Source organism: Pseudomonas sp. NPDC098747, assembly GCF_044760045.1.
Taxonomy (GTDB): domain Bacteria; phylum Pseudomonadota; class Gammaproteobacteria; order Pseudomonadales; family Pseudomonadaceae; genus Aquipseudomonas.
The window spans coordinates 26692-42990 of sequence record NZ_JBIWAL010000006.1 but is presented as its reverse complement, the minus strand read 5'-3'; the positions used below and the strand labels follow the sequence as shown (position 1 = coordinate 42990).

At 58.3% G+C, this 16299-nt stretch carries 16 protein-coding genes; 11 read left to right on the top strand and 5 right to left on the bottom strand.

Going from position 1 to position 16299, the window contains the following annotated elements; genetic code table 11:
- Window positions 1-184: 184 nt before the first annotated feature.
- Window positions 185-634, top strand: a complete 450-nt coding sequence (locus ACIQVE_RS05440; RefSeq protein ID WP_402805624.1) for a DUF4879 domain-containing protein — start codon at window positions 185-187, stop codon at window positions 632-634.
- A gap of 66 nt (window positions 635-700) precedes the next feature.
- Window positions 701-1252 (top strand): DJ-1 family glyoxalase III, encoded by a 552-nt coding sequence (locus ACIQVE_RS05435; RefSeq protein ID WP_402805305.1) that lies wholly within the window; start codon window positions 701-703, stop codon window positions 1250-1252.
- A gap of 6 nt (window positions 1253-1258) precedes the next feature.
- On the opposite strand, the gene ACIQVE_RS05430 is transcribed toward ACIQVE_RS05435, so the two are convergent.
- The gene (locus ACIQVE_RS05430) at window positions 1259-2497 is read right to left on the bottom strand and encodes an MFS transporter (protein ID WP_402805302.1); all 1239 of its coding nucleotides are present in this window, start codon (window positions 2495-2497) and stop codon (window positions 1259-1261) included.
- A gap of 562 nt (window positions 2498-3059) precedes the next feature.
- Here ACIQVE_RS05430 and ACIQVE_RS05425 point away from each other — a divergent pair.
- The 3 genes from ACIQVE_RS05425 (at window position 3060) to ACIQVE_RS05415 (ending at window position 5754) form a co-directional block, all read left to right on the top strand.
- A complete protein-coding gene (locus ACIQVE_RS05425) occupies window positions 3060-4505 on the top strand; it encodes a cytochrome ubiquinol oxidase subunit I (protein WP_402805299.1) in 1446 nt (481 codons plus the stop codon).
- A gap of 3 nt (window positions 4506-4508) precedes the next feature.
- Entirely contained in the window at window positions 4509-5516 is a 1008-nt protein-coding gene (gene cydB, locus ACIQVE_RS05420) for a cytochrome d ubiquinol oxidase subunit II (protein ID WP_402805297.1), read from the top strand.
- Between the two features lie 70 nt (window positions 5517-5586).
- A complete protein-coding gene (locus ACIQVE_RS05415) occupies window positions 5587-5754 on the top strand; it encodes a DUF2474 domain-containing protein (protein WP_402805294.1) in 168 nt (55 codons plus the stop codon).
- Window positions 5755-5822: 68 nt separating this feature from the next.
- On the opposite strand, the gene ACIQVE_RS05410 is transcribed toward ACIQVE_RS05415, so the two are convergent.
- Both ACIQVE_RS05410 and ACIQVE_RS05405 read right to left on the bottom strand, forming a co-directional pair.
- Complete coding sequence (locus tag ACIQVE_RS05410) at window positions 5823-6947, bottom strand: methyltransferase (RefSeq protein ID WP_402805291.1); 1125 nt, start codon at window positions 6945-6947, stop codon at window positions 5823-5825.
- Between the two features lie 173 nt (window positions 6948-7120).
- A complete protein-coding gene (locus ACIQVE_RS05405) occupies window positions 7121-7834 on the bottom strand; it encodes an autoinducer binding domain-containing protein (protein WP_402805288.1) in 714 nt (237 codons plus the stop codon).
- Between the two features lie 320 nt (window positions 7835-8154).
- Here ACIQVE_RS05405 and ACIQVE_RS05400 point away from each other — a divergent pair, with 320 nt between their 5' ends.
- Window positions 8155-8931 (top strand): ferredoxin--NADP reductase, encoded by a 777-nt coding sequence (locus ACIQVE_RS05400; protein ID WP_402805286.1) that lies wholly within the window; start codon window positions 8155-8157, stop codon window positions 8929-8931.
- Between the two features lie 44 nt (window positions 8932-8975).
- Here the strand turns inward: ACIQVE_RS05400 and mscL are convergent, their stop codons facing one another.
- Window positions 8976-9389, bottom strand: a complete 414-nt coding sequence (gene mscL, locus ACIQVE_RS05395) for a large-conductance mechanosensitive channel protein MscL (RefSeq protein ID WP_402805283.1) — start codon at window positions 9387-9389, stop codon at window positions 8976-8978.
- A 286-nt stretch (window positions 9390-9675) separates the two neighbouring features.
- On the opposite strand from mscL, the gene ACIQVE_RS05390 reads away from it, so the two are divergent.
- The 3 genes from ACIQVE_RS05390 to radA are packed head-to-tail and all read left to right on the top strand — an operon-like array spanning window position 9676 to window position 13235.
- Entirely contained in the window at window positions 9676-11217 is a 1542-nt protein-coding gene (locus ACIQVE_RS05390) for a catalase (RefSeq protein WP_402805282.1), read from the top strand.
- A gap of 59 nt (window positions 11218-11276) precedes the next feature.
- Complete coding sequence (locus tag ACIQVE_RS05385; protein WP_402805279.1) at window positions 11277-11822, top strand: ankyrin repeat domain-containing protein; 546 nt, start codon at window positions 11277-11279, stop codon at window positions 11820-11822.
- Between the two features lie 45 nt (window positions 11823-11867).
- Window positions 11868-13235: a DNA repair protein RadA gene (radA, locus tag ACIQVE_RS05380; RefSeq protein WP_008084632.1), complete on the top strand. Its 1368-nt coding sequence runs from the start codon at window positions 11868-11870 to the stop codon at window positions 13233-13235.
- A 153-nt stretch (window positions 13236-13388) separates the two neighbouring features.
- Here the strand turns inward: radA and ACIQVE_RS05375 are convergent, their stop codons facing one another.
- Complete coding sequence (locus tag ACIQVE_RS05375; protein WP_402805276.1) at window positions 13389-13757, bottom strand: PilZ domain-containing protein; 369 nt, start codon at window positions 13755-13757, stop codon at window positions 13389-13391.
- A gap of 159 nt (window positions 13758-13916) precedes the next feature.
- Here ACIQVE_RS05375 and ACIQVE_RS05370 point away from each other — a divergent pair, with 159 nt between their 5' ends.
- On the top strand, window positions 13917-15983 hold the full coding sequence (locus tag ACIQVE_RS05370) for a carbon starvation CstA family protein (protein WP_150617350.1): 2067 nt from the start codon (window positions 13917-13919) through the stop codon (window positions 15981-15983).
- Window positions 15984-15998: 15 nt separating this feature from the next.
- A complete protein-coding gene (locus ACIQVE_RS05365) occupies window positions 15999-16196 on the top strand; it encodes a YbdD/YjiX family protein (RefSeq protein WP_042561171.1) in 198 nt (65 codons plus the stop codon).
- The last annotated feature ends 103 nt before the right edge of the window (window positions 16197-16299 follow it).

The following is a 16299-nucleotide window of genomic DNA, read 5'->3' as shown; positions in this document are numbered from 1 at the left end:
CGACCTCAACAGCAAAGCACAGACCGTCGCAAGCGCCTGGAAAATTGTGGTGGGCCGGAAAAAGCCGCGCATCATACCAGCCGCGTGAGGAATTTGGCGGATGTTGGTGTCGATCGTCGGCGAAGTTTTGCGCCGGGATCAACTGCGCCATACTGCGCGCAGTTTTTTGGGGGATGAGCAACGCATGAGCAAGCGCTGGATAAAAGCTTTTGGATTGATCGCAGGCCTGATGGCCGGGACGTCGGCTGTGTGGGCGGCCTCGGCGCCGCCCTTGTCACAAGTCAAAGTCATCAAGGTGCAATCGTCGGCCTGCGGCCTTGAAGACATTGCCGATGGTCAGGCGCAAACCCAGTGCAATCACAACGGCGCGAGCATCAAGGTCTACGTGCTGGAAGTCGGTTATGGCCAGAACCAGCCGCAGGCCACGCTGGACGGTTTCGAGGTCAATGGCACCCGGTCCCCGGTCTGTGCCTTCGAGACCGGCAATCTGACCGAGTGCACGCCCGGCAGCAAAACCGTCGGCTCTCTTTATACCTTCGATCTGGCGGGCAAGCAGGAAGGCACCTTCTCCTTCAGCAACACCTCGATCAACGCTCCGCGCAACACAATGTCGACGCAGCTTTACATCAAGTAACGGCTGTTGCTGCGCGATCCGGGCGAAGCTGACTACGCTTTGAAGATCACCCAGCGGAAAGCGCCCATGACTTTTAGAGCCCTGATTACCCTCGCCGAGGGCATCGATGATCTGCACAGCGTGACCCTGATCGATGTGTTGCGCCGCGCCGGCATCGAAGTGATGGCGGCCAGCATCGAAGGCCGCCGCATGTTGACCTGCGCCCGCGGCACGCGCCTGACCGCTGACGGCATGTTGGTTGATGTGCTGGCGCAGACGTTCGACCTGATCGTCCTGCCCGGCGGTGCCGTCGGTTCACAACATTTGGCGGCGCATCAACCGCTGCAACAACTGCTCAAGGATCAGGCCAGCGCCGGACGCCTCTTCGCCGCCATCGGCGAAGCCCCGGCCATCGCCCTGCAAGCCTTTGGCGTTTTGCGCCAGCGGCGCATGACCTGCCTGCCGAGTGCCAGCCATCAATTGTCGGGCTGTACGTTTGTTGATCAACCCGTGGTCGTCGACGGCAACTGCATCACCGCCCAAAGCTCCGGCGCCGCGCTGGAGTTTGCGTTGACGCTGGTCGAGCAGATGGGCGGCAAGGCGTTACGGGCGAAAGTGGCGGGGGAGTTGGTGGTTTGAATAGCTTCAAACCTTCACTTCTTCCACCGGCACATGCATCCGGTCGCGGTTAGCCAGCGTCGGGAACAGTTTGATCCATGTCCCGGTCACCACCAGCGTGCCGATCCCACCCATGACCACCGCCGGCACGGTGCCGAACCAGTGGGCGGTGACGCCGGATTCGAATTCGCCCAACTGGTTCGAGGCGCCGATGAACAGGCCGTTGACCGCGCTGACCCGGCCGCGCATTTCGTCCGGGGTTTCCAGTTGCACGAAGGAGGCGCGGATCACCATGCTGATCATGTCTGCCGCGCCGAGCACTACCAGCACCGCCAGCGAGAACCAGAGCGAGGTCGACAGGCCGAAGGCGATGGTCGCGACGCCGAAGATGCCGACAGCGGTAAACATTATCCGGCCGACATTGCGTTCCACAGCAAATCGCGCGAGGAACAGCGACATCCCCAGCGCGCCGACTGCTGGCGCCGAACGCAGCAGGCCCAGGCCCCACGGGCCGGTCAGCAAAATATCCTTGGCGAACACCGGCAGCAGTGCGGTGGCGCCACCGAGCAGCACCGCGAACAGATCCAGCGAAATCGCACCGAGAATGTCCGGGCGACTGCGAATGAAACGAATCCCCGCCAGCAGTGAATCCAGCGTGGCTTTGCCTTTGTTCAACGGTGTCTGACGGGCCGGCAAGTTGAGCATTAACGTGCAGGCAATCACATACAGAAGCACGGTCGGGCCATAGACCCAGACACTGCCGAACGCATAGAGCAGACCGCCAAGCGCTGGAGCAACGATGGTTGCTGATTGTTGCGCCGACTGCGCCGCGGCGACGGCCCGCGGGAACAGTGCGCTGGGAACAATGCTTGGCAGCAGCGCCTGAGTGGTCGGCATCTCGAACGAACGCGCTGCGCCGAGCAGGAAGGCGAGGATGAAAATCATCTCCCGGGTGACGTGATCGGTAGCGCTGCCAATCGCCAGCGCCAGGGCGATCAACGCCTGCAACGACTGGCAGAGGGCCGCGACCTTGCGCCGGTCATAGCGGTCGGCGACGTGTCCGGTGTGCAGCATGAACAACACGCGCGGGGCGAACTCGACCAGACCGACCAGCCCAAGGTCGAGGACGTTGCCGGTCAGTTGGTAGAGGTTCCAACCGATGGCCACGGTGAGCATCTGAAAGCCGCTGGCCGTGAAAACCCGTGCCAGCCAGAACGCAAGAAAAGGACGATGGTGACGTAACAGCAGGGGCTCTTGGCTGGGCATCTGAAGGCAGGTCTGGCTCGAGAGGAATCGCGAGATTATCACCAGTCTGTAACAGGAAGTTGCCATGACGAAAAATTTAGTTAGGCAAACATCGATTTTCCTATGAGCACGAATCAACCCTGTGGCGAGGGGATTTAGCGAAACGTCGCACCGCCCCGTTCGGCTGCGCAGCAGTCGCAAATGCGGCGACGCGATTCAATTGAAGAGACGCGTTGAATGGATTCGGGGCCGCTTCGCAGCCCAACGGGGATAAATCCCCTCGCCACAGGAACTGCATTCATCAAAAAAAACGGTTCAGGGCTTTGCCGAGGCGATGAGGCAACTTGTCACGCGGCAAACGACCACGCGGTTCTTCGTCGCAAATGGGACTACTCTTTCTACGTTGCTTGATCCAGATCAAGACCTCAGACGGAATTGATCCGGTGGCCAATTGGCCAGACTCCCTGCGTTGCGATGGTTGTTTAAAAAGAACGAATCCGAATTCGCCGCACTCCATATCCGTGGGGGCAGTGGGTGCAGGCCTCCGGGTCCGCAGCCGGTATTACCTGACAGAGGAAGCCATATGTTCGGTTTAGAGGCACTCGATCTCGCCCGAATTCAGTTCGCGTTCACCATCTCGTTCCACATCCTGTTCCCGGCCATCACCATCGGTCTGGCGAGTTACCTTGCGGTACTCGAAGGCCTGTGGCTGAAAACCCACAACGACACTTACCGTGACCTCTACCATTTCTGGTCGAAGATCTTTGCCGTCAACTTCGGTATGGGCGTGGTCTCGGGGCTGGTCATGGCCTATCAGTTCGGCACCAACTGGAGCCGCTTCTCGGACTTCGCCGGTTCCGTAACGGGGCCGCTATTGACCTATGAGGTGCTCACGGCATTCTTTCTTGAAGCCGGTTTCCTTGGCGTGATGCTGTTTGGCTGGAACAAGGTCGGGCGCAAGCTGCACTTCTTCGCCACGGTCATGGTCGCTGTCGGCACATTGATTTCGACGTTCTGGATTCTTGCTTCCAATAGCTGGATGCAGACCCCGCAAGGCTTCGAAATCGTCAACGGTCAGGTGATTCCAACCGACTGGTTTGCAATCATCTTCAACCCGTCATTTCCTTACCGTCTGATGCACATGGCGACTGCGGCGTTTGTTGCGACGGCATTTTTCGTCGGCTCGTCAGCGGCCTGGCACTTGCTGCGCGGCAAGGACAACCCGGCGATCCGCACCATGCTGTCGATGGCCATGTGGATGGCACTGATCGTCGCGCCGATCCAGGCAGTCATTGGCGACTTCCACGGTCTCAATACCCTCAAGCATCAGCCGGCAAAAATTGCCGCGATCGAAGGTCACTGGGAAAACAAGGGTGACGAGCCGACGCCGCTGATCCTGTTCGGCTGGCCGGACATGAAAGAAGAAAGAACCAAATTCGCCGTGGAGATCCCGTACCTCGGCAGCCTGATCCTGACCCACTCGCTGGACAAACAGGTGCCGGCGCTCAAGGACTTCCCGCCGGAAGACCGGCCGAATTCGACCATCGTGTTCTGGTCGTTCCGGATCATGGTCGGCCTCGGTTTCCTGATGATCTTCACCGGTCTGTGGAGTCTGTGGCTGCGTAAACGCGACACGCTCTACACCTCGCGTCCGTTCCTGTACCTGGCGTTGTGGATGGGGCCGTCCGGTCTGATCGCGATCCTCGCTGGCTGGTTTACCACTGAAATCGGCCGCCAGCCGTGGGTGGTTTACGGGCTGATGCGCACGGCGGATGCGTCTTCCAATCACAGCTTCGTGCAGATGAGCATCACGCTGATCATGTTTGTGGTGGTGTATTTCGCGCTGTTCGGTGCCGGTCTCGGTTACATGATGCGCCTGGTGCGCAAGGGGCCGAAGATCAGCGAGGGCGAAGATGCGCCCGAAGGTGGCCCTGGCAAGAAACGCACACCGGCCCGCCCGTTGTCCGCAGCCGACGATTCGGGCGATGCCGACCACGGCGACGACACCCGTCTGACCAAGGAGATTTGACTCATGGGTATTGATCTTCCGCTGATCTGGGCCGTGATCATCATCTTCGGCATCATGATGTACGTGGTCATGGACGGCTTCGATCTGGGCATCGGGATTCTCTTCCCGTTCATCCCGGGCAAAGTCGACCGTGACGTAATGATGAACACCGTCGCCCCAGTCTGGGACGGCAACGAAACCTGGCTGGTGCTGGGCGGCGCAGCGCTGTTTGGCGCGTTCCCGTTGGCCTATTCGGTGGTGCTGTCGGCGTTGTACCTGCCGCTGATCTTCATGCTGATCGGGCTGATTTTCCGCGGCGTGGCGTTCGAGTTTCGCTTCAAGGCCAAGGACGACAAGCGCCACCTGTGGGACAAGGCATTCATCGGTGGTTCGGTGGTGGCGACGTTCTTCCAGGGCGTGGCGCTCGGTGCATTCATTGATGGATTTGCGGTGGTCAATCGGCAATTTGCCGGTGGTTCACTCGATTGGCTGACGCCTTTCACGATGTTCTGCGGCGCTGCGCTGGTGGTGGCCTACGCCTTGCTCGGCTGCACCTGGCTGATCATGAAGACCGAAGGCAAGCTGCAAGAGCAGATGCACAATCTGGCGCGGCCGCTGGCCTTTGTGCTGCTGGCGGTGATCGGTATTGTCAGTCTGTGGACGCCGCTGGCCCACCCGGACATCGCGACGCGCTGGTTCAGCATGCCGAACGTCTTCTGGTTCATGCCGGTGCCGATTCTGGTGCTGGTAACGATGTATGGCTTGATCCGCGCCGTGGCGCGTAACGCCAACTACATGCCGTTCCTGCTGACGCTGGTGCTGATCTTCCTCGGCTACAGCGGTCTGGGTATCAGCCTGTGGCCGAACATCGTGCCGCCGTCGATCTCGATCTGGGACGCCGCCGCACCGCCGCAAAGTCAGGGCTTCATGCTGGTCGGCACACTGTTCATCATCCCGTTCATCCTGGGTTACACCTTCTGGAGTTACTACGTGTTCCGCGGCAAGGTCACCCATGAAGACGGTTATCACTAGAGCTGTGGCAGCGGGCTTGTCCGCGATGGCGTCGGTTGCGGCGCCATTGAGCTAACTGAGGATTGATGCAATGACTGGCAAACATTCCCTGCACGACATTGAAGAAGCCGAAAAAAAGCCGCTGTGGCAGCGGCTTGGCTGGTTGGCCATGATCTGGGTCGGTAGCGTCGGCGCGCTGTTTATCGTCGCGAGCCTGATGCGCATGTTCATGAACGCCGCAGGTCTGAGCACTCACTGAAACGTCCCGTCGCCTTCAAGGCACGGCTTTGGAACCCTCCGAACGGAGGGTTTTTTTTGCCTGCCATTTTACTTGCGGGCTTTGAGAATCACGAATTTCGGTGTGTTCGCCACTTGCTCGACGCCGCGGAACAGCCGCGCCAGTTTGCTGTGATAGCCCAGGTGACGGTTGCCGACGATGTACAACGCACCGCCCACGACCAACGCTTCGCGCGCTTGTTGGAACATGCGCCAGGCAAGGAAATCACCGACCACTTGCTGCTGATGGAACGGCGGATTGCACAGCACCACGTCCAGCGATTGTGCTTCCTGACCGGCCAGACCATCGCCGGCACGCACGATCACGTCGCGATCACCGAGCGCTGCGCGCCAGTTCTCGGCAGCCGACTGCACCGCCATGAAAGATTCGTCGACCAGCGTGTAGTGCGCGTCGGGGTTTTGCAGGGCGCTGGCAATGGCCAGTACACCGTTGCCGCAGCCAAGGTCGGCGACTCGTGCAGTGCCGAGGTTCTTCGGCAGATGCGGGAGAAATGCACGGGTGCCGATGTCCAGGCCTTCTCGGCAGAACACGTTGGCATGGTTGAGCAGTTCGATGGCCGGAGTGTCGAGACGATAACGGGACGGGTAGGGCGACACCGCCGGCTCTTTCGCTTCAGGGGTGGCAATCAACAGTCGTGCTTTTTTCACCGCCAGTGAAGCCCGCACCGGGCCGATGTAGCGTTCCAGCAAATCGCCTGCGGCGCGCGGCAGGTGTTTAACCATGGCGGCGGCGATCACTTCAGCGCCGGGCGCCAGTTGCCCTTGCAGGCGAATCAGTTGTTCTTCCAGCAAGGCCAGGGTTTTCGGTACGCGGATCAATACTCGGTCGAACGGCCCGGTGAAAGGCTCGCTTGCCGGGATCCCCTGGATCGCATCGAAGGCCTGCCCGTTGCGCAGCAGATTCTTTTCCAGTCCCTGAAAACCCAGAAACGAATCGCCGCTGCTGCTGACTTCAACCTTGCCCAGCAAACTGGCGGCCAACGCGCCGAAGCTATCGTTGAGCACCAATACCCGAGTGCCGGACGCCGGTTGCTGCGCAGCCAGATGATTGAGCAGATATTCATCGGCGGCGTCGAAAGCTTGCAGCGGTTCGTTTTGCTGTTCGGGCTGGCGGATCAGGTCGAGTTGGGCGAAGGGCGTGTCAAGCAAGGGCATGGGGCGGGGACTCAGGGTAATCATGGTGTGACCCGCGGCCGGAAGTCTCGCGGTTGAACCCACCAAGTGGAATACGACGCTGGCAGATAGCGTCATCACTCGGAAAGGCCACAAATGGTACGTTTTTTTCTGCGCGAATACCCGTAAGTTTTACTGGGGGCAAGGCAGCAGGTTCAGATAATGCCGGCTCTGGCAGCGGCGATGACCGCCGATATCTTGTTGCAGACGTTGAGCTTCTCGATCACGTTTTGCACGTGATAGTTAACGGTGCGCTCGCTCAGGCTGAGGATCTTGGAAATCTCATAGGCTGTCTTGCCGCCAGCGGACAATTGCAGAACCTCCAGTTCTCGCGGCGAAAGATGCGGCTGGTCAGGCTTGGCGGGTGGCTTGGGCATCGTGCGGGCGAACAATTCGCTTAAATGACTGGCCGCATAAAAGATATAGCCAAAATGTTCATACAGTTCGAGTGGACTGATCGGGCAATGTTTGCGCGCCAGGCTGAGGATGCTGCACAAGCCGCTTTCCTCATGATGGAAAGATTGCGACCAGCCATGTTGCAGGCCTTGTTGCTGTAAGGCTTGCCATACCTGCGGAGTCTTCGCATACAGCGTTTCACTCCAGACAATCGGCATCATAGAATGATTGCAATGTGCTACTACCGGATCAATTGAACTGAATTTTCTTTGTTCATATTGTGTGTTCCATTCTTCAGGGTAGTTATTGAATTGCAACGTGTTTAGTGACGTGACTTGTTGCGGCGATGTAACAGTTACTGCGCAAAAGTTGAAACCTAGATTTTCGGCAAATCTGAGCAATATCGGATACGCAGTATCGATGCCCTTGGCGAAAGTCAGTTGCTTCAACTGCGACTCCTTCCACGTTTCCATTAAAAAATGCTCCGTGCAATTTCTTGGGGTGCTGGTTGGATCCAATTTGATCCGCACGAAAGCGAGTGTAGGACGTTTCCCACTTAGCGTTCTGATTATTTTGCTCTTGCAAGGAGTGATTATTTGGATGACTGGTTATTAAGTACAGAGTGTTTTATATGTGGCTTATCATCGTTACAAATTATTACTTTTCAGAGATGAATTAAAAAACTGTACGTACTTGTCCGCTATGTAGACATCCTGAATGTCACTACAAATCAGTGGTGTTTAAGCGGGCGACTTTGCGCGAGACTGTTGGGCACCGTTGAATGGAGTGCCCAATGACCACCAGTGCAGAAAAATTCACCCATCAGACCTTGCTGGACGTGCAGCCGTTGACGCCCAACCTGTTCACCTTGCGTACCACCCGTGATGCGGGTTTTCGCTTTCGTGCCGGTCAGTTCGCCCGACTCGGTGTGATCAAGGCTGATGGCTGCACGGTGTGGCGCGCCTACTCCATGGTGTCTTCACCGTTCGACGAGTTTCTTGAGTTCTTTTCTATCGTAGTACCCGGAGGCGAGTTCACCAGTGAACTGAGTCGACTGGAGGTCGGCGATACCTTGATGGTTGAACGTCAGGCCTATGGCTATCTGACCCTTGATCGTTTCGTCGACGGGCGCGATTTGTGGCTGTTGTCGACAGGTACGGGGGTGGCGCCTTTCCTGTCGATCCTGCAGGATTTCGAAGTCTGGGAAAAATTCGACAGGATAATCCTTGTGTACAGCGTCAGAGAAGCGCGTGAGCTGGCTTACCAGCAATTGATCGCTGAACTGGCACAGCGTGATTATCTGGCGGAGCACATCCACAAGCTGCAGTACATTCCCACTGTGACTCGCCAGACACACCCCGGTGCACTGAACGGTCGGATTACGACACTGATCGAGAACGGTGAACTGGAGCGAGCCGCCGGTGTGGAACTGTCTGCCGAACACTCGCGGGTCATGCTGTGTGGCAATCCGCAGATGATCGACGACACCCGCGCCTTGCTCAAACAGCGGCACATGAACCTGAGCCTTGCTCGGCGCCCTGGTCAGGTGGCGGTGGAAAACTACTGGTAAACAAACGGCGCCTCGCAGGCGCCGTTATTTATGGTGCAACTGATTCAGGGCTGATTGTTCTGAGCCTTGAGCAAATCGCGAATCTCACCCAGCAATTCCTCTTCTTTGGTCGGAACCGGTGGGAGCGTAGGCGCCACGGCTTCTTCGCGCTTCAGGCGGTTGATGGCTTTGACACCCATGAAAATCGCGAAAGCGACGATCACGAAATCCAGCATGGACTGGATGAACTTGCCGTACGCCAGCATCACCGCAGGCGCATCGCCCTGAGCGGCTTTCAGCGTAATGGCCAGATCACTGAAGTCCACCCCACCGATCAACAGGCCGATTGGCGGCATGATCACGTCACCGACAAAGGATGAAACGATTTTGCCGAAGGCTGCACCGATGATGATACCGACGGCCATGTCGACCACATTGCCTTTGACCGCGAAGGCCTTGAACTCGTTGAGCACGCCCATAGGTTATTTCCTTGTTACAGATGAGTTTGGTGTGCGCAGTGTAAATCAGCAAAACGCGTCCTGCGCGAAACACCTTCTTACAGTGCACGTTTTTATCGACACATTAATCGACGATTAGTTTGCAAAGTGCCACCATTCGCGCGCGAAATACGCCGTAACCTCATGAGTGAAAAGGTATTTTTTTCAATCATTGCGTTACGTTCTTTCTATTTATGTTCGACGCTGCGGGCCTCTAGCCTTGGGTTGGCGCACCTGGATGCGCCCAATAAAACCAGAGGATCCTGATATGAATTCCACTCTTGGACTGGGGGCTTTTCCCCATCGCCGCACGCTTGGGGTCATCACCGCCAGCCTGTTGACCTTTTCCGTGCACGCCGCTCCGTTGACCCGTGACAATGGGGCCGCGGTGGGTGACAACCAGAACTCGCAGACCGCAGGGGCTAACGGCCCGGTGCTGTTGCAGGACGTGCAACTGATCCAGAAACTGCAGCGTTTTGACCGCGAGCGCATCCCTGAACGCGTGGTACATGCACGCGGCACCGGTGCCCACGGCAACTTTACAGTGACTAACGATCTCAGCGACTTGAGCAAGGCCAAGGTGTTCGCCGCCGGCCAGAGCACCCCGGTATTCGTGCGTTTCTCCGCGGTGGTTCACGGTAACCACTCCCCGGAAACCCTGCGTGACCCGCGCGGTTTCGCCACCAAGTTCTACACCGCCGATGGCAACTGGGACCTGGTCGGCAACAACTTCCCGACCTTTTTCATTCGCGATGCAATCAAGTTCCCGGACATGGTGCACGCGTTCAAGCCTGACCCACGCACCAACCTTGATGACGATTCGCGTCGGTTCGATTTCTTCTCTCACGTGCCGGAGGCAACACGCACGCTGACCGAGTTGTATTCCAACTCAGGTACGCCGGCCAGTTATCGAGAGATGGATGGCAATGGTGTGCATGCCTATAAGTTGGTCAATGCCAAAGGCGAAGTGCACTACGTCAAATTTCACTGGAAGAGTTTGCAGGGCATCAATAATCTGACGCCCAAGCAAGTCGGCAAAGTCCAGGGTCAAGACTACAGTCACATGACTAACGATTTGGTTACTAATATAAATAAAGGCAACTTCCCGAAATGGGACTTGTACATTCAAGTGCTAAAACCACAAGACTTGTCCAAGTTTGATTTCGATCCGTTGGATGCAACAAAGATCTGGCCAGGTATTCCAGAGCGAAAAGTTGGACAAATGGTCCTCAACCGTAATCCGGCAAACGTGTTCCAGGAAACCGAACAGGTTGCCATGGCGCCGGCTAACGTAGTGCCTGGTATTGAGCCTTCGGAAGACCGTTTGTTGCAAGGTCGAGTGTTCTCTTATGCCGATACCCAAATGTATCGCTTGGGTGCAAATGCCCTGCAATTGCCAATCAACGCGCCGAAAGTTGCGGTGAACAATGGCAATCAGGACGGTGCGATGAACGTCGGTGCCAGCGATTCGGGCGTGAACTACCAACCGAGCCGTCTGCAACCGCGTGAAGAAACGCAAACCGCACGTTACAGCCAGATGGCGCTATCGGGCAGCACGCAGCAGGCGAAGATCCAGCGTGAGCAGAACTTCAAGCAGGCAGGCGATCTGTACCGCTCGTTCAGCAAGAAAGAGCGCCGCGATCTGATCGACAGCTTCGGCGGCTCGCTGGCCACCACCGATGACGAGAGCAAGCACATCATCCTGTCCTTCCTTTATAAGGCCGATCCCGAGTACGGCACCGGTGTGACCGAGGTGGCCAAGGGTGACTTGAGCCGCGTCCAGGCACTGGCGGCGAAACTGGTCGACTGATTCCACGCAACGTAACGCGGGGCCTGAGTCAGGCCCCGTTTCGCTGAGGAAGATTGCTGATGCGTGTTTATATTTTGTTGTTGTTCGGGTTTATGTCCTGTGGTGCGCTGGCAGCACCGGCCGGACAAAGCCCTGACGCGATCAAGGCACAGCTACAGGATTACTATTTTGACGCCGCCCGACGCGGTGATGTGCCGATGCTCGAGACCTTTATCGAATCCGGTTATTCACTCGACACCCGCGACGACAAGGGTTACACCGCGCTGATTCTAGCGGCGTATCACGGACAGGCGCCCGCGGTGGATCGCTTGCTCGCCGCCGGGGCGGATGCCTGTGCCCAGGATCAACGCGGCAATACGGCGCTGATGGGCGCGATTTTCAAGGGTGAGTTACAGATTGCCCGACGGCTGATGGCCACCGATTGCAGCCCCGACCAGCGTAACGGTGCCGGTCAGACGGCGGCGATGTACGCGGGCTTGTTCAAACGCCTTGAATTGCTCGACGCGTTGAAAGCCAAAGGCGCCGACCTTAATGCCGAAGATCCGTTGGGTAACAGCGCCGCACGTCTGGCCAGCGGGGAGATCCGTACCGCTGCGCCGCGCTGATCGGCGGCGCGTGCGTTATCATCGCGGTTTTTGTCGGGGGTTCTGATGGCCAAGGCCAAGCGCATGTACGGCTGCACCGAGTGCGGCGCAACCTTTCCCAAGTGGGCCGGCCAGTGTGGCGAGTGCGGTGCCTGGAACACGCTGACCGAAACCATGATCGAGAGCGGCGGCGCGACAGCGCCCTCCGGACGCACCGGTTGGACCGGGCAACAGGCGCAGATCAAAACCCTGGCCGAGGTCAGTGTCGAAGAGATTCCACGCTTTTCCACCGCATCCAGTGAGCTGGATCGCGTGCTGGGCGGCGGTCTGGTCGATGGCTCTGTCGTGCTGATCGGCGGCGATCCCGGCATCGGTAAATCGACGATTCTGTTGCAGACCCTGTGCAACCTCGCCAAGAGCATGCCGGCGCTGTACGTCACCGGCGAGGAATCCCAACAGCAAGTGGCCATGCGCGCCCGCCGTCTCGGTTTGCCTCAGGACCAACTGCGGGTGATGACCGAAACCTGCATCGAAACCATCATCGCCACTGCTCGTCAGGAAAAACCCAAGGTGATGGTGATCGACTCGATCCAGACGATCTTCACCGAACAACTGCAATCGGCTCCCGGCGGCGTGTCTCAGGTACGTGAGAGTGCGGCGTTGCTGGTGCGCTATGCGAAGCAGAGCGGCACGGCGATCTTCCTCGTCGGCCACGTGACCAAGGAAGGCGCACTGGCCGGCCCGCGCGTGCTTGAGCACATGGTCGACACCGTGCTCTATTTCGAAGGCGAATCCGATGGTCGCTTGCGTTTGCTGCGGGCGGTGAAAAACCGCTTCGGTGCCGTCAACGAGTTGGGTGTGTTCGGCATGACCGACAAGGGTTTGAAAGAAGTCTCCAACCCTTCGGCGATTTTTCTCACCCGTGCGCAGGAAGAAGTGCCGGGCAGCGTAGTGATGGCAACGTGGGAAGGCACCAGGCCAATGCTGGTGGAAGTGCAGGCGCTGGTCGATGATAGTCATCTGGCCAACCCGCGCCGCGTGACGTTGGGCCTTGATCAGAACCGATTGGCGATGCTCCTGGCGGTTTTGCATCGCCATGGCGGCATTCCGACTCACGATCAGGACGTGTTCCTCAACGTAGTCGGTGGGGTGAAGGTGCTGGAAACCGCATCTGACCTGGCACTGATGGCGGCAGTGATGTCGAGCCTGCGCAATCGGCCGTTGCCACACGACTTGCTGGTGTTTGGCGAAGTCGGCCTGTCCGGCGAAGTGCGCCCGGTGCCAAGCGGTCAGGAGCGCTTGAAGGAAGCAGCCAAGCACGGCTTCAAACGCGCCATTGTGCCCAAGGGCAATGCGCCGAAGGAATCACCGCCGGGGTTGCAGATCATTGCCGTGACCCGACTCGAACAGGCCCTCGATGCGCTCTTCGAGTAACCACTATCCCCAAGCTTGCCCCCTGTGGTGAGGGGATTTAGCGAAACGTCGCACCGCCCCGTTGGGTTGCGTAGCAGCCCCCGCTTTTTGGGGTCGCTTCGCAACCCAACGGGGATGAATCCCCTCGCCACAGGGGTTGATGTGTGGTGGATTCTAGATTTCGATCAACTGCCCCAGCTCGCGCTCCAGCTCCTGCGGGTCGCCCAGATTGAACTCAATCAAGCGCCGCAGGCGTTCGATGGACTCCAGGCTGATGTGCTTGCAGACGAAGCCCAACTGGCCGTGATCATCGTGGGTCAGTTGCACATCCATCTTGATACCGACCTCCTCGTTGAGATGAATCTCGACGAGGAAGTGCCGCTCCCGATCACCCAGCCACGGTTCGGGTTTTTCGATCAACAGCCCCTTGAGCGACAGATCGATCAATTTTACCGGCCAGATGTACTCGCCCTGACTCAATTCAGTCCTGGCATCGAACGCGATGCGTTTGAATCGGCGACGCTCTGCTGGGTGCTCGCTCATGGCGCAATCCTCACGAAGGTTTGCTGACTATAGACCCGACCAGCCGGTGACAGCCAACGATTAGGGCGTCTAGACCAATGTCGGGGTATGGCCTTTGTCGCCGTAAGCGCTAAACTCGGGGTGGCTGTCTTTCTTGTCCACCCTGGCTGGAATAATAAAATGAAAAACAATAATAGCCTGCTACGCCACTTACCCTGGCTAGTGCTGGCAATCGTAGGAGCGTGCGCCCTGGGCGTAGTGGCATTGCGCCGAGGCGAGGCGATTAACGCCTTGTGGATTGTGGTCGCTGCCGTGGCCATTTATCTGGTTGCGTACCGTTACTACAGCCTGTTCATCGCAACCCATGTGATGCAACTCGATCCGCGTCGGGCCACCCCCGCCGTGCTCAACAACGACGGTCTGGATTACGTTCCAACCAATAAACACATTCTTTTCGGTCACCACTTCGCGGCGATTGCTGGCGCAGGTCCGCTGGTCGGTCCGGTGTTGGCGGCGCAGATGGGGTATCTGCCCGGCACGCTCTGGCTGATTGCCGGTGTGGTGCTGGCGGGCGCGGTGCAGGACTTCATGGTTCTGTTCATGTCGACCCGACGCAACGGCCGTTCCCTGGGCGACATGGTGCGTGAAGAAATGGGCCGTGTGCCTGGCACCATCGCACTGTTCGGCTGCTTCCTGATCATGATCATCATCCTCGCGGTGCTGGCGCTGATCGTCGTGAAAGCTCTGGCCGAAAGCCCGTGGGGCATTTTCACGGTGATGGCGACTATCCCGATTGCGATGTTCATGGGCATTTACATGCGCTACATCCGCCCGGGCCGCATCGGTGAAATCTCCGTGGTCGGTGTTTTGCTGCTGCTCGGTTCGATCTGGCTCGGTGGGCAGATTGCCGCCGATCCGGTGTGGGCCAAGGCGTTCACCTTCACCGGTGTGCAGATTACCTGGATGCTGGTCGGCTACGGTTTTGTCGCTGCCTCGCTACCGGTCTGGCTGATTCTGGCGCCGCGTGACTACCTCTCCACGTTCCTCAAAATCGGTACCATCGTCGCGCTGGCGATCGGCATCCTGGTCACCATGCCCGAGCTGAAAATGCCGGCACTGACTCAGTTCGTCGACGGCACCGGCCCGGTGTGGAAGGGCGGTCTGTTCCCGTTCCTGTTTATCACCATCGCTTGCGGTGCGGTCTCCGGTTTCCACGCGCTGATTTCTTCGGGTACCACGCCCAAACTGCTGGATAACGAAACCAACGCCCGTTACATCGGTTACGGCGGCATGCTGATGGAGTCGTTCGTGGCGATCATGGCCATGGTCGCTGCATCGGTGATCGAGCCTGGCGTGTACTTCGCCATGAACAGCCCGGCGGCCGTCGTCGGCAGTGACGTGGTGTCGGTTGCGCAAGTGGTCACCAGTTGGGGTTTTGCGATCACGCCTGAGGCGCTGCAAGCCGTGGCGAATGACATTGGCGAGACCACCATCCTCGCCCGTGCCGGCGGCGCGCCAACCCTGGCGGTCGGTATTGCGCAGATCCTGCACAGTGTCCTGCCGGGTGAAAACACCATGGCTTTCTGGTACCACTTCGCGATCCTGTTCGAAGCGTTGTTCATCCTGACCGCAGTCGACGCCGGTACTCGTGCCGGACGTTTCATGCTGCAGGATCTGCTCGGCTCCTTCGTTCCGGCGCTCAAACGTACCGAATCGTGGACCGCCAACCTGATCGCCACCGCCGGTTGTGTGGCGATGTGGGGCTGGTTGCTGTACCAAGGCGTTATCGATCCGCTGGGCGGCATCAACACCTTGTGGCCGCTATTCGGTATCTCCAACCAGATGCTGGCCGGTATCGCGCTGATGCTCGGCACCGTGGTGCTGATCAAGATGAAGCGCCAGCGCTACATCTGGGTCACGCTGCTGCCGGCAACCTGGCTGTTGATCTGCACCACGACCGCAGGCTTCATCAAGCTGTTCGACGCCAACCCGGCGATCGGCTTCCTGTCGTTGGCGAAGAAGTACAGCGATGCGCTGGCCAATGGTCAGGTGCTTGCTCCAGCGAAAAGCGTCGAGCAGATGCAGCACGTGATCTTCAACGCTTACACCAACGCCACGCTGACCGCGCTGTTCCTGTTCGTGGTATTCAGCATCCTGTTCTATGCGCTCAAGGTCGGCATCGCTGCCTGGGGCAAAAAAGAGCGTACGGATAAAGAGTCGCCATTCCAGGCTCTGCCGGATGCGTAACCAGAGGATTGCAGCATGTTCAATGACCTGAGTCGCCTCGGTAAATACCTCGGTCAGGCCGCGCGCCTGATGGTCGGCATGCCCGACTACGACACCTACGTCGAGCATATGCAAAACAAACACCCGGACAAACCGGTGATGAGCTACGAGATGTTCTTTCGTGAACGTCAGGAAGCCCGTTACGGTGGCAAGGGTGGGCCGAAGTGCTGTTGATCTGACAGCCTGAGGTTGAGGTAATCTCCCCTGTGGGAGCTAGCCTGCTGGCGATAGCGGAGTGTCATTGACAGAAATGTTGGCTGACACACCCTCATCGCCA